Annotated in this window: 12 protein-coding genes; 8 read left to right on the top strand and 4 right to left on the bottom strand. The window is 46.9% G+C overall.

Annotated elements, in window-relative coordinates; all coding sequences use genetic code 11:
• Positions 1-535: 535 nt before the first annotated feature.
• From ACUTVW_RS01010 to ACUTVW_RS01025, 4 genes are all read right to left on the bottom strand, one after another.
• Entirely contained in the window at positions 536-1114 is a 579-nt protein-coding gene (locus ACUTVW_RS01010) for a YdeI/OmpD-associated family protein (RefSeq protein WP_445644073.1), read from the bottom strand.
• A 113-nt stretch (positions 1115-1227) separates the two neighbouring features.
• Positions 1228-1740 (bottom strand): DinB family protein, encoded by a 513-nt coding sequence (locus tag ACUTVW_RS01015; protein WP_445644074.1) that lies wholly within the window; start codon positions 1738-1740, stop codon positions 1228-1230.
• A 233-nt stretch (positions 1741-1973) separates the two neighbouring features.
• On the bottom strand, positions 1974-2891 hold the full coding sequence (locus tag ACUTVW_RS01020) for a helix-turn-helix transcriptional regulator (protein ID WP_445644075.1): 918 nt from the start codon (positions 2889-2891) through the stop codon (positions 1974-1976).
• 58 nt (positions 2892-2949) lie between these two features.
• Positions 2950-3867 carry an ArsR/SmtB family transcription factor gene (locus tag ACUTVW_RS01025; RefSeq protein WP_434752592.1) on the bottom strand — a complete coding sequence of 306 codons (918 nt, stop codon included), beginning with the start codon at positions 3865-3867 and terminating at the stop codon, positions 2950-2952.
• A gap of 552 nt (positions 3868-4419) precedes the next feature.
• Here ACUTVW_RS01025 and ACUTVW_RS01030 point away from each other — a divergent pair.
• From ACUTVW_RS01030 to ACUTVW_RS01065, 8 genes are all read left to right on the top strand, one after another.
• Complete coding sequence (locus tag ACUTVW_RS01030; protein WP_445644950.1) at positions 4420-5340, top strand: glycoside hydrolase family 43 protein; 921 nt, start codon at positions 4420-4422, stop codon at positions 5338-5340.
• 135 nt (positions 5341-5475) lie between these two features.
• The gene (locus ACUTVW_RS01035) at positions 5476-6822 is read left to right on the top strand and encodes an ABC transporter substrate-binding protein (RefSeq protein ID WP_445644076.1); all 1347 of its coding nucleotides are present in this window, start codon (positions 5476-5478) and stop codon (positions 6820-6822) included.
• A 247-nt stretch (positions 6823-7069) separates the two neighbouring features.
• Positions 7070-7960 carry a carbohydrate ABC transporter permease gene (locus ACUTVW_RS01040; protein ID WP_342554581.1) on the top strand — a complete coding sequence of 297 codons (891 nt, stop codon included), beginning with the start codon at positions 7070-7072 and terminating at the stop codon, positions 7958-7960.
• A 27-nt stretch (positions 7961-7987) separates the two neighbouring features.
• Entirely contained in the window at positions 7988-8830 is an 843-nt protein-coding gene (locus ACUTVW_RS01045) for a carbohydrate ABC transporter permease (protein ID WP_434752590.1), read from the top strand.
• Between the two features lie 125 nt (positions 8831-8955).
• Complete coding sequence (locus ACUTVW_RS01050) at positions 8956-10371, top strand: arabinan endo-1,5-alpha-L-arabinosidase (protein WP_445644951.1); 1416 nt, start codon at positions 8956-8958, stop codon at positions 10369-10371.
• A gap of 274 nt (positions 10372-10645) precedes the next feature.
• Positions 10646-10780 carry a hypothetical protein gene (locus ACUTVW_RS01055; RefSeq protein ID WP_445644077.1) on the top strand — a complete coding sequence of 45 codons (135 nt, stop codon included), beginning with the start codon at positions 10646-10648 and terminating at the stop codon, positions 10778-10780.
• Between the two features lie 52 nt (positions 10781-10832).
• A complete protein-coding gene (locus tag ACUTVW_RS01060; protein ID WP_445644078.1) occupies positions 10833-11813 on the top strand; it encodes a glycoside hydrolase family 43 protein in 981 nt (326 codons plus the stop codon).
• A 623-nt stretch (positions 11814-12436) separates the two neighbouring features.
• Positions 12437-13297, top strand: coding sequence for an EcsC family protein (locus ACUTVW_RS01065; protein ID WP_445644079.1), 861 nt, complete (start codon positions 12437-12439; stop codon positions 13295-13297).
• Positions 13298-13323 lie beyond the last annotated feature (26 nt).

Consider the following 13323-nt stretch of genomic DNA (forward strand, 5'->3'; position numbering starts at 1 on the left):
GCTTGAAGAGCATCAGAGTATCAGAGTATCTGAAAACCAGAGAACTAAAGAACTAAAGAACTAAAGAACTAAAGAACCAGAGTATCTGGGCACCAGAGCTTCAGAAGAGCAGAGCACCAGAAAACCATCTAATTGATCGGACTCTCTATGTAGGGGGGCTAGGCAGTTACCAGTCAAGGGATCTAGCTAGTTTCTGGCTATTTAGGGAAACAGCCGGGCAGGTGGTTTTCGTATGATCAGGTTAGCCAGTAATTACTGGCTGGCCTTTTTTTGTGCGTGGAGAGTAGAGTTGAAGGCTCCTAAAGCGCTAACGATCACCACAGAGCTTATTTCGGTGAAAATAGAGTGTTTTAAAATCTAACGATCCTCAGAGACGCTATTTCAGCAAATTAGGCTAAATTCACCTGGAAAATAGCTAAAAATCAGAGAATAAGCTTTCTGGTGATCGTTAGAATTTCAGATGGGCAAAAAATGGCTAAATAGCGTCTCCTGTGATCGTTAGCCAACCAACAGTCTAACAGGCCATACACATGTTTTAATCATGCAGTAATCTTCCGTCATCATGCCACTGACCATACAGCTGATTTGCTCTCGTATGCATGATGAACTTGTCGAGTCGGCTTTGAAATAGATCGGACTGTTTCTTAACGCTCTGAATCGTGTCGATGCGCACACGCTGATAGAGGGGAGGAAAGGCCGCGAAATGGTTATACACGTGTCTGTCCGCAGTTAACCTCTGCTCAATTTCGGCATCGATGACAAATGCTTCCGGGTTCATGCCGGGCAGAACTTTTCTACCCGTATCCTGCATAAGTCCGAGCTTTTCCAGACGACGAACACGTTCTTTATTCAGCTCTGTCCATGAGCTGCGGCGGCTTCGGGGAGATAATCGCTGTAACAGCCGACCATCGGAAGCTTTCTTTTTGACTCCATCAATCCAGCCAAAGCATAACGCTTCTTCCACAGCATCCAGATATACAAGGGTATCGGGGCGCGGCTTTAAACTTACAGGAACCCAACAGCAGGTCTGTGTAGTTCCATGTTCTTGTAACCATTGCCTTAACTCTTCTCTGGCAGTAGAGGTGAGTATATTTTCAAGTGGAACAGATGGCATCTTATCCAAGACCTTTCATGTTGCATTATATCGAAGAACTTTCATACTGCATGGTATTCGTATTCGTATTCGAGGCCTTTTATCAGGCGTATTAGATTTTAAGCATTAGATAATTACTCCGCTGCATTGGAACTTTCATACCAAAAGCGGGAGTAGTCGTTCATAATCGACGCGTGTCCCAATTGACGAAGCATGGTGGACATATTGCCCCGGTGATAGGTTCCGTGATTCACCAGATGAAAGACGATCTCTGCGAGGCTGGTTTGACGCACGCCTGCAAAGGGATTATCTAGCAGAATGGTCTGCTCCAAATCCGCCCGCTGACGGAACCAATCAAGGTACTCATGGGATAATTCAGTGTAACGTTCCGAATATTCTTCTATCGTGGCGTAGGTTTCTCCGTTGCGCGGCATACAGATTTGCAAAGCTTCAGGCATACTAGTTCCGGTTAATACCAGATACCACATCCGATCCACAGCATACAGATGACTGAGCGCATGGGCGAGGGTAGGAAAAGAACTGTTCACTTCCTGATGCAATACAGGAGCGGGCAGTTCTTGAATGTGCTGCATAATGGTATGAGAAGCCCAAACATGATATTGATACATTTGTTCCGGATGATTCATGGAAAATCGTCTCCTTTATTTTGGCGAATGATTGGGATGGTCGTAGTACCTCCCTTGTTACTAAAATGAGTATAAAAAAAGAAGTATGACAACAGCGTGTCATACTTCCCTATTGGCATACGTGCTGAAAAATCCCATCTAGAATCACTTGCAAACTGCTTTCCTCAAACACAGTAAAACTCCGATCCTTTGAACTCACCTTCAGCTTCAAACTCGATTCTTCAAATGGAACCTTAACTTTCATCATAAAGACGAAGTGCGTCACCAAGCTGCTGCTTAATGGCATCACGCAGTTCTATGGGTTCCAGTATTTCCGCACCGCTGCCAAAACTGAGCAAGTAAGCATACAACCATCTCGCCTTGAGGGGGGTATTAACCTGAATACTCATGGTCATGCTTCCGTCTTCATGAAACTGCTTGTGTGCCTGCGGAAAATAATCGATAGCCTCTGCGAGTGTCTCGGGTTTAACCAGGAAAATAACATCTGTCATGTCATCCTGTGATATGCTGCTCGGCAGTGCTATTTCCGGGTACTGAACAGAGCGGGGATCAAAATGAATGTTTGTCAGACGTACATTCATCATTCGGGACAGCCGAAATTCCCGATAATCCTGTCGGCTTCGACAAAACCCATACACATACCAGCTACGATATTTAAACTGTAGTCGAACGGGCTCCATCTCACGCGTAGTGCGCTCGTTTTTTGCGTTAATATAATCAAACTGAACCACCTGGTAATTTATTATTCCTGTTCGGAGATGGGGAAGTGCATCAGGTTCTGCCCGGCGAGTATCGAGGTCTACGGTTAAGCTGGGCCTGTGATGCTCTTCACCAATCGTCTGCAGGCGTTCGATCGTGCCCTGTGCACGAGCATCATCAAAAACAGTAGACAGACTGGTAAGCACCGTAATTAGCGAGTTCACATCATATGAACCGAGCAGGCTCTTATCCATTTTATAACCGTCCATGATGCCATATCCACCGTTCATTCCCTGATGGGAAACGACCGGAAATCCTGCTGCACAGATCACATCAATATCCCGATAGATCGTTCTCGGGGATACTTGGTATTCCTCGGCAAGGGTAGAGGCGGACAACACCTCGTGATTGAGTAACTTGTAAATGATCGAGACTAAACGTTCCAGTTTCAAAAGAACCCCCACCCGTCATCACTTTTCCTAAACAGCGATAAGTCAAATCTCCCCAACGCTAATCCTCCTGCACGTTGTAAAGCACTCGTGCGAGCAGGCCTTGACCGTAATTGCCAAAACTTTTGCCGAAAATAGTCAAGCCACGTTTGTTAACAGGGCCATCGGTGACCGCGATGCGGAAATGAATATCGCTTTTGTAATCCAGTGCGATATCATCCAGCGTGACGTCAGAGATACGACATCCGTCGATATAGCTGCCTTCCTTCGTAATACGAATCAGCTTCAGCATGCCGTATTGATTCAGATGTGGAGGCCACCAGTCCGGATTAAACGTGCCGCGGGTATCGCCGAAATCCCCGGGACTCGTCCAGAGGCCGATCTTTTTGCCATTGATGTAAAAGTAAATATCCGATGGATAGTTGTCACAGAATCCAGGGGCTTCTGAACCCAGCTCCATGGACAGTTGAATCTCGCTAAACGTTTGGTTGGGCTTGAGGTAGTTGGGAATACGGTATTCGAGATATCCTTCAGCCAGCCAGATCATCTCTGCATCAATGCGCAGCGGATCGGCAAAGTAGCGTGGGTCATCGAACTCCCCGATAATGCTGTCTTTGGTTGCAATCCCGCATGTTGGTGCGGCCTGATAGTCGCTGTAATGCCCAACCTGAATTTCTACCTCATATCGGTTGTGAATCTCCTGTGAACGGAGGTCGACCATTAATTTTTCCTCGTTAAGATAACAGATCTTCTGGATACCGTGTTTGCCAACAGCCGTATTAATCTCGATTAATCCGCTTTCCTCCAGCTTTTTGATATGCATTGTAATTGCACCGTTGCTAAGTCCGAGCTTGGTCGCGAGGTCATTGAGATTAAGGCTTTGGTTTTTGGCTAGAAGCTCTATAATCTGAATGCGAATTTCGGAACTGAGTGCTTTGAAAATATTCACACCTGACATCAGATCTTTAATATAAATCATAGGTGGATGTCCTTTCCCCGTTCTGAACAAAGCCTATGTTGGCAGACTTTTGCACATTTGACTGTTTTATTTCAGATAATTATAAATCATTACATGCTGGAAAGAAAGAGCGGAGAAAAGGGAGGTATACCCTACGTATACATTGAAAAATCTAAAAAAATCCTATGATTTCAATCCCGATCTCTCGAAATAAAACATTGAATTAATTCATGTATATTTGAAATATACCATTGAATTGTAATGTAACCGCTTTTATAATCCTATTATACTTGAATTGATTTAATACTTCATGAACCAAAGCAACCATTTAATCAGGAGAGGCGGCGTTCCGGTATGGAAAAGTTCAGTTCATGGAAAAAGTTGAGGAGTTTAGAGGGGAAGAAATTGAAGAGCCTGGAGTGGAAGACATGGAGGAGTTCCAAGTGGCAGATATGGAAGGATTCTAAAAGGGTGAAGGTGGCATCGGGCACAGGGGATCTAAGAGATTCAGGTCGTTTTAGTGGCTTGAGAAGCTCGAAGAATTCATCCAAAAGGCGTTGGGCTTTACCTGCATTGCTGGTTCTGGTACTGGTGCTTGCAGGACAGTCGCGGGCTTTAGCTGCGTTTTGGAATCTGTCGGGAGATATCGCCGTTCATGATCCTACCCTCATCCAAGAGGGCAATTCATGGTACACCTTTTCCACGGGGCCAGGTATTCAGGTATTGAAATCAGATAACGGAACGTCATGGTATCGTGTGCCACAGATTTTTTTGAATGAACCATCCTGGTGGAACTCGGCTGTCCCTGCACAAAAAGACCTGGATGTATGGGCACCGGATGTTCAGCGGTATAACGGCAAAGTGTGGCTCTATTATTCCATCTCGACCTTTGGCTCCAACAGGTCTGCTATTGGTTTGGCGTCTGCAAATAGCGTTGGCGCAGGGCAATGGAAGGATGAGGGGCTTGTATTACAATCCACGACATCGAATAATTACAACGCCATTGATCCGGAACTGGTCATCGATGCTTCAGGCAATCCATGGCTGGCCTTTGGATCGTTCTGGAGCGGCCTGAAGATTGTAAAGCTGGACAAAAACACGATGAAACCGACGGGGAACATCTCCTCGATTGCAGCACGTCCGAACAATGGAGGAGCTATTGAAGCGCCAAGTATCGTGTACCGCAACGGGTACTATTATTTGTTTGCTTCGATTGACTCTTGCTGTAAAGGCGTGAACAGTACCTACAAAATGGTTTATGGCCGCTCGGCCAGCATTACGGGCCCCTATGTGGACAAAAACGGAGTTAACATGATGAACGGTGGTGGCACGATATTGGATACAGGCAATGTGAGATGGAAGGGCCCAGGCGGGCAGGACGTGGTTAACGGCAATCTAATTGTACGCCATGCCTATGATGCAACGGATAATGGCAATCCGAAACTGCTCATTAGTGATTTGTTATGGGACACGAATGGTTGGCCAAAATATTAGGTTTTTATTTTAGATAAATATAAAATGTTTTAATAAAGTGTTGACTAAATGGATCTGGATTTGATAAATTTAACAACAGAAATGTCGATTCATGGTATTGAATACGTTTACAAGTCCAGATCAGGAGGGGTTCATATGGTCAAGAGAAAGAGTTGGGTCACACTAATGCTGCTAATGTTGGTCAGTGCACTGATGCTTGCAGGTTGTGGAGGGGGAAGCGGAAGTCCGAACGGAGATAAAGAACTGACATTTATGTTCCGCGGCGGCACGGATGAGCAGAAAGCCTATCAGGCTGTCGTTAAAAAGTTTGAAGAAGAGCATCCGGGCGTCAAAGTCAAAATTATCGTAACCGCTGCGGATCAATACGCAACCAAGCTCCGTGCAGCGATCACGGGTAACAGTATGCCTGACGTATTTTATTTTGCTCCAGGTGATATGAAGGCCTATGTCAACAGCAAGGTGCTAATGAACCTGACACCGTATATTGAGAAAAACAAAGATATCAATCTGGATAATATCTGGAAGTATGGCGTTGACTTGTATCGTTATGACGGCAAGATGGCAGGACAAGGTGACCTTTATGGTATGCCTAAGGATGTCGGGCCGTTTGCACTGGGTTATAACAAGACCCTTTTTGAAAAAGAAGGTATCCCACTCCCTGACAAAGACAAACCGTATACGTGGGAAGAGTTCATCAAAGTGAATCAGCAAGCAACGAAAGATACCAATGGGGATGGTAAACCGGACGTATTCGGCACAGGTTTTAACGTGCAGTGGGCACTGCAGTCTTTTGTATGGAGCAACGGGGCCGACTGGCTAGACGAGAGCAAAACCAAAGTAACGATTGATGATCCGAAATTTGCGGAAGCGCTACAGTTCTTTGCGGACATGCAGACCAAATACAAGATCACACCTTCCATTGAAGAGGCACAAACGCTCGATACATATCAGCGCTGGATGAAAGGTGAGATGGCGTTCTTCCCTGTAGGACCGTGGGATATGAGTACATTTGAGAAGCTTCCATTCGATTATGACCTACTGCCTTTCCCGGCAGGATCAACAGGCAAATCGGCTACATGGATCGGTTCCCTCGGGATCGGTGTATCAGCCAAAACAAAACATCCGGAAGAAGCCGCTGCGCTGGTGAATTACCTTACGGCTTCTAAGGAAGGCATGAAACAACTGGTAGACGCGAAAGTACAGATTCCAAACTTGCTGGATATGGCAGACGAGTGGGCGAAAGACACTTCGACGAAACCGGCAAACAAACAGGAATTTATTGATATCGTGAAGGATTACGGACGTGCGTTGCCAGGCAACTATACGTACAACGCGGAGTGGTACGATATGTTCTTCACCGACATTCAACCGGTACTCGATGGCAAGATGACCGCCGCAGACTATGTGAAGCAGCAACAACCGAAGATGCAGAAGCTGCTGGACAAAGCGGTGGAGCAGGAGAAAAAATCGCAGAACAAATAGATAGGAAAGATAGGATGCCAGCAGCCTGAACCGATGCTGCTGGCATCATTTGCTCTTTAGAAGATAGTAATTGAACTTTCTTTTACATGTTGTAACGGAGTGAACGATGTAAACGCTTTGTTCAACTTTTATCGCCAGATTCCATACGAGCATGTGGCATGTATTGACCGGAACAGAGCAAAAGTAATCATCCAAAAAGGCCAATCGATGTATGCCACATGCTGATCTTAGAAACAGGGGTGAACACGTGAATACGAAATCGAGTTTGTATCGCAAAGAGATGATGTATGGATACTTGTTTATTTTGCCCCCCATTCTGGGGCTGCTGATCTTTGTATTGTTCCCGTTCCTTTATTCTCTCTATGGTTCGTTCACCGATTGGGACGGACTTGGGCAGATGAACTTTATCGGGCTTGCCAACTTTAAGGATTTGTTGACCGATGATCTTTTTTACAAGGCTATGTTTAATACGTTTTACCTGATGCTCGGTATTCCGATTGGCCTGTTGCTGGCACTATTACTGGCCATGGGACTCAATCGTAAAATTCCAGGTACAACGACTTTTCGTGTGATCTATTACATACCGGTCATTTCTTCCTTGGCGGCGGTATCGATCATGTGGAACTGGGCGTACAACGGAGACTATGGTCTGGTGAACCAGTTCCTTGATCTGTTTGGTATTAAAGGACCCAACTGGCTGGCTAACAAAGATACGGTGAAACCCGCGCTGATTATTATGACCGTCTGGAAAGGTCTCGGTTATACGATGCTGTTATATCTGGCGGCACTGCAAAGTGTATCCCGTACCTATTACGAGGCTGCAGAGCTGGACGGTGCGAACGGATTTCAGATTTTCCGCAATATCACCTGGCCGATGGTGAAACCGGTAACCTTTTTCCTCGTGGTGACGAATATCATCGGGGGTTCGCAAATCTTTACGGAGATGAACATTATGACGCCGACAGGCGGACCGGAGTATGCATCGGCTTCAATCGTCTTTTATATCTGGCAAAAGGCCTTTAGCAACCTGCAGATGGGTTACGCTTCAGCGATGGCTATGATTCTGGGTATCTTCATCTTTGTGATTACGCTTGTACAATTCAAACTTAACGAAAGATCAGCCTACGACGGGGATTGATGGGCGAGGAGAGGAGTGGAACGGAAGATGTCACATAGTCAAAGAAGGAAAGTAACCAATTCTATTATATTTATCGTTCTGTCCATCGGTGCGATTGCGATGATTGCGCCTTTGCTCTGGATGTTGTCCACCTCGCTCAAGGAGAAGCAGGATGTATTCGCGCTGCCGCCGGTCTGGATTCCGGAAGTATTTCGGTTCGATAAATATAAAGAAATCTGGGAAGCAGGCCCGCTGCTCAGCGGTATCAAAAACAGTCTCATTATAGCCCTTAGTGTGACGGTTGTGGGCACATTTACATCGAGTCTCGCTGCATTTGCTTTTGCCAAATTAAGATTTCCGCATAAAAATAAACTGTTTCTCGCTCTGCTGGCCTCGATGATGATTCCGTATCCAACGGTCATGATTCCGCAATTTATGATGTTCTCGAAGCTGGGCTGGGTAGATACCTTGCTACCGCTCATTGTTCCGGGGCTGTTCGGGAATGTCATTATGATCTTTTTCCTGCGGCAATACCTGCTTAGTGTGCCGGATGCGATCATTGAGGCAGCGAAAATCGACGGAAGCTCCTATTTCCGGTTGTATTCCAGTATTACGTTTCCGCTGATCAAACCTGCCGTGGCTGCACAGCTGATTCTCTGGTTCATGGGCATCTGGAACGATTATCTGGCACCGATTATTTATCTGAATTCACCTGAAAAACAGACGTTACAGCTCGTTATTGCTAACTTTAACGCGACCTATGCCATTCAAACGGATTATCCGCTCATTATGGCGGCGTCGATTGTGGCTCTGTTGCCTGTTCTGATCATTTTCCTGATCTTCCAGAAGCAGATTATCGAGTCGGTTGCGATTTCAGGGGTCAAAGGGTGATGTTTATGAGAGTATGGAGAGCGTGGGAGGAACGGAAGGAACGAAACGAGCGGAATGAGCATAAATATCGAAAATATTGGACGTGGCCAAAGGGGCGACATCGTGCAAGGAAGGGAGTTGCGATACTGATGTTATTGATGTTTATCGGTGTGACAGGCTGCGCAGACGGCGGGGATACGGCGAAACCTCCGGTTTTTCCGGAAGCTCCGCAGGAACCAAAAATGTATGATCTTTCGATTTTGGATGATGAATCCAAGTGGACGGTTAACAATGCACATGATCCGGCCATTATCAAAACAGACCAGGGTTACTACGTCTATTCCACAGACGTTCGTGTGGCAGGTGAGCCGAAACCGGGGGTTATGGTACGCAAGTCAGACGATCTAATCAACTGGAAATGGGTGGGGCAGGCATTGCCAGGTATTCCGAAGGACGCACTCGATTGGACAGGAGCAACGAACCTGTGGGCACCGGATATTATCAAAGCGGGGGATACGTACCGATTGTATTATTCGGCTTCGAGTTTTGGCAGCACACAGTCGGCCATTGGGTTACAGACCTCCAAATCTCCCGAGGGGCCATGGAAGGATGAGGGATTGGTTGTGAAGACAGCTGGTCAGGAAAAGGACGGTCTGAATGCCATTGATGCGAATCCGGTGCTCGATGCACTAGGCAACCCGTGGATGGTATATGGTTCATTTTTTGACGGGATCTATATTGCACCGCTTGACCCGGACACGGGCAAGTTTAAGGAAGAGGGATACGGAACCCGCATCGCAGCCAGGGATCGTGCAACCGAAGAGGGCGCGGTTGAGGGGCCGTATATTGTGTATAATCCCGAGTTTCAAAAATACTATTTATTCGTTTCCTATGATTCTCTGTTCGAAGACTATAACGTGCGGGTGGCTCGTGCCGACTCCATTACCGGGCCTTATACGGATATTAATGGCAACAAGATGTTGGATACAGAGCACCTGCCACAGTATGAAATTGGCACCAAAATTTTGGGCGGATACCGATTCACCAAGGGTGAGGGCTGGGTTGCTCCAGGACATAATTCCGTGCTGAAGGATGGTGACGATTATTACATCGTGCATCATGCACGGGGAGAAACGGATAAAAACTGGCCGTATCTGCATGTGCGCAAAATGCTATGGACCAAGGACGGCTGGCCTGTTTTGTCGCCTGAACGTTATGCTGGAGAAACCGCGCAAGATATTCCACAATCAATGATCGCCGGAACGTGGGAAGGCATGGCGCTTGATCCGTCTGTAAACGGACAGGTGCAGGCAGTACCCTATACGCTGACGAGCAAAGGCAAAATCGAAAGCGGGAACGGTTCAGGCACCTGGACGTTTGATGGCAAGCAAACGTTAACGCTGACGTGGAAGGAAAGCCCATGGGGCGGCGCATCCACGGAAGAGCTAAAACTGCTCCCATCCTGGGATTGGGAGCGAAGCCAGCCTGCGCTGGTAGTCACCGGCCTGAACGACCGCGGCATCGCGGTCTGGGGCAAACAAATTAGCGCAGCTGAGAAATAGGCCGCGAGTGTGAGTTTGGCATCCGATTTCCACCGCCGGGAGCGGGGAATGGGAGAAATCGGAGACCAAGGAGAGCACCAAGGCCCTGCCACCCGCGAACGTCCGCTGTGCCCCGCACTGCCACGGGGTGCGTTGACCCGGCAAAGCGGTCAACGCCACCAACCATCGAGCCGTCTTAAAGGCTCGAAGCCCGATGTGTGCCAGCGAGTGAAAACATCACGAGCAACCAGCGCAGAGGGGCACAAGCAGTGAGAGGGAGGAAGGAGCCGCGAGTGTGAGTTTGGCATCCGATTTCCACCGCCAGGAGCGGGGGATGGGAGAAATCGGAGACCAAGGAGAGCACCAAGGCCCTGCCATCCGCGAACGTCCGCTGTGCCCCTCCAGCCCTGCTTTCCATATTTTCACTTAGGACACATCATAGATTCAAGCCATACACACATATATGAAAGGGGTTCATTCCCATGACCAATTCCATTACATTTACCAATCCCATGCTGGAGCAGCGTGCTGATCCCTGGGTGTACCGTCATACGGACGGATACTATTATTTTTCTGCTTCTGTGCCAGCCTTTGACCGGATTGAAATTCGGCGTGCAGAGACGCTGGAGGCTTTGAAAGATGCTGAGCCAGTGACCGCTTGGACCAAACGGGAGACAGGGCCGATGAGTGCTAACATCTGGGCACCCGAAATTCATTTTATCGATGGCAAATGGTACATATATTTTGCGGCAGCACATACCAGTGAAACCAACGATGGTTTGTTCGATCATCGCATGTATGTGCTGGAGAACGCTTCCGCTAATCCGCTCGCAGGAGAGTGGGAGGAGAAGGGTCAGATTCAGACCAAATGGGAGAGCTTTGCGCTGGACGCTACGACCTTTGAACACAGAGGCATTCGTTATCTGGTCTGGGCTCAGAAAGACCCGAGCATTGACGGCAATTCGAACCTTTATATCTGCGAGATGGAAAATCCGTGGACGCTGCGCGGTGAACAGGTTATGATCGCTACACCGGAATACGATTGGGAGATCATTGGCTTTAAAGTAAACGAAGGAGCAGCCGTGCTACATCGGAATGGTCGTCTGTTTATCAGCTATTCAGCCAGTGCAACCGATCATCATTATTGCATGGGGCTACTTATAGCAGATGAAGATGCCGACCTGCTTGATCCGGCAAGCTGGGTGAAATCACCGAAACCGGTATTCCAGACTTGTGAAGAGAATGGACAGTATGGACCGGGACATAACAGCTTTACCGTTTCACCAGATGGCAAAACCGATATTCTGATCTATCATGCGCGCAACTACAAAGAGATTGAGGGAGATCCGCTATACGATCCGAACCGTCACGCTCGCGCACAGATCATTCATTGGAATGAAGATGGAACGCCGAACTTTGGAATTCCGGTTCCTGATGGCCAGTCCGTGGCAGAGGTGAAGTAGTTTCATTTTGGATATAGAATCAGAGATGAGAGTCTTTTGTTAGCAAACCATTGCTGGCGAAGGGCTCTTTCTGATATGTATGATTCAATAAGGTTTGTGTGGAAAAACTCGGAGATAAAAAACTGAATGAAGAAAGTGCGGATGCTGAAAGCAACCAAAGACAGGTAGCAACGTAAACAATTACATCGAAAAACCAATTCAAACCTTTCAGACTGAATTTTCTTGTTACCTTTGCCTCAAAGCCCTTAATCTCTGGTAGGTATTTTTCTAACGATCACCAGCAACGCTATTTTGACGATATTGCACAGTTTTATTTTCTAACGATCTCAGGAAAGCTTATTTAGGGAATTTGCTTTGAAAATGGCCATTTATCATGCGTTTTCAGCGAAATAAAGCTTCTGGTGATCGTTAGAATTGAAGAAAGCTCGATATCGATCAAATAAGCTCATCTGAGATCGTTAGAATACGCAGAGTGTGGGCGAAACGACTAAAGCCCAAAATACTTCATTTTAAACTGTTCTCAACATTTTACGGGTGTTTCGTTATGATGTATTAAGCTGAGAGAGAGCTGGGTCATTGTTTAAAATCTGGGGCTAACATTACAACCTTTAGGAGGATCATATATGGAATCACGCGAGATACTGGATGTGGAGCTTGGGCAGATTTTAAAATGGGAGAAGGAACAGAAGGATCTGTTCATATGGGACAAGATTGGGCGTTTACCATTTGCGATGCTGGATAAAGTAATGCCCAAGGCGATCAAACAAAAGATCGGTGACTCGCTTAACGAAGTGGGCCAGTATATGCAAACGGGTGGCAAGTTCCTTGTCCAGAAGAAAAAAGTAGCCAAGCTCCTGCAAGAGGAAGCCGAGCGCTCAGGTTATTCCATGACATCCGATGACATCTACCGATTGGAGCAGGATGCGGATACGGATACGGATACGGAGAATACTGCCCAAATTCATAGTGTTGAAAAATTACCGCTTAAGGTGTTGGACCGCGTAGCGGAAAATATCACCGAAAGCCGAAGCAAGTTTGCTGCAGCGCAAGGAGCTGCGACAGGTTTTGGCGGCATCGTCACCATTGCTGCGGACATCCCGCTTGTTATGGGACTTTCGCTGAAAGTGCTGCAAGAAATGGCGCTGTGTTATGGTTATGATCCCAATGATCCACTGGAGCGCATCTTTATTGTGAAGTGTTTGCAATTCTCTTCAGCCGATATTGTAGGCAAGAAAGCCATCATTGAAGAACTCGCAGACTACGATAACCCGGATAAACAAGTTGAGGTGGTTTCTCAAATGCAGGGATGGCGCGAGGTATTCAACTCCTACAGTGAGTCTTTTGGCTGGAAAAAGCTGTTCCAGTTGGTACCCATTGCGGGCATGATCTTTGGGTCAGTCAGCAACAAAAATACAATTCAAGACGTGGCCGAGGCAGGTAAAATGCTGTATAAAAAACGTCTGATTTTGCAGCGTTTAAAATAAATCCGTCGTACATTGCTTGGCATATA

Source organism: Paenibacillus sp. TSA_86.1 (assembly GCF_052691815.1).

What these genes read in the sequence shown, in the direction of transcription:
- ACUTVW_RS01010 (WP_445644073.1), bottom strand. Translation starts at nt 1,114, where the DNA reads ATGCCATCTGTTCCACTTGAAAATATACTCACCTCTACTGCCAGAGAA.
- ACUTVW_RS01015 (WP_445644074.1), bottom strand. Translation starts at nt 1,740, where the DNA reads ATGAATCATCCGGAACAAATGTATCAATATCATGTTTGGGCTTCTCAT.
- ACUTVW_RS01025 (WP_434752592.1), bottom strand. Translation starts at nt 3,867, where the DNA reads ATGATTTATATTAAAGATCTGATGTCAGGTGTGAATATTTTCAAAGCA.
- ACUTVW_RS01035 (WP_445644076.1), top strand. Translation starts at nt 5,476, where the DNA reads ATGGTCAAGAGAAAGAGTTGGGTCACACTAATGCTGCTAATGTTGGTC.
- ACUTVW_RS01045 (WP_434752590.1), top strand. Translation starts at nt 7,988, where the DNA reads ATGTCACATAGTCAAAGAAGGAAAGTAACCAATTCTATTATATTTATC.
- ACUTVW_RS01060 (WP_445644078.1), top strand. Translation starts at nt 10,833, where the DNA reads ATGACCAATTCCATTACATTTACCAATCCCATGCTGGAGCAGCGTGCT.
- ACUTVW_RS01065 (WP_445644079.1), top strand. Translation starts at nt 12,437, where the DNA reads ATGGAATCACGCGAGATACTGGATGTGGAGCTTGGGCAGATTTTAAAA.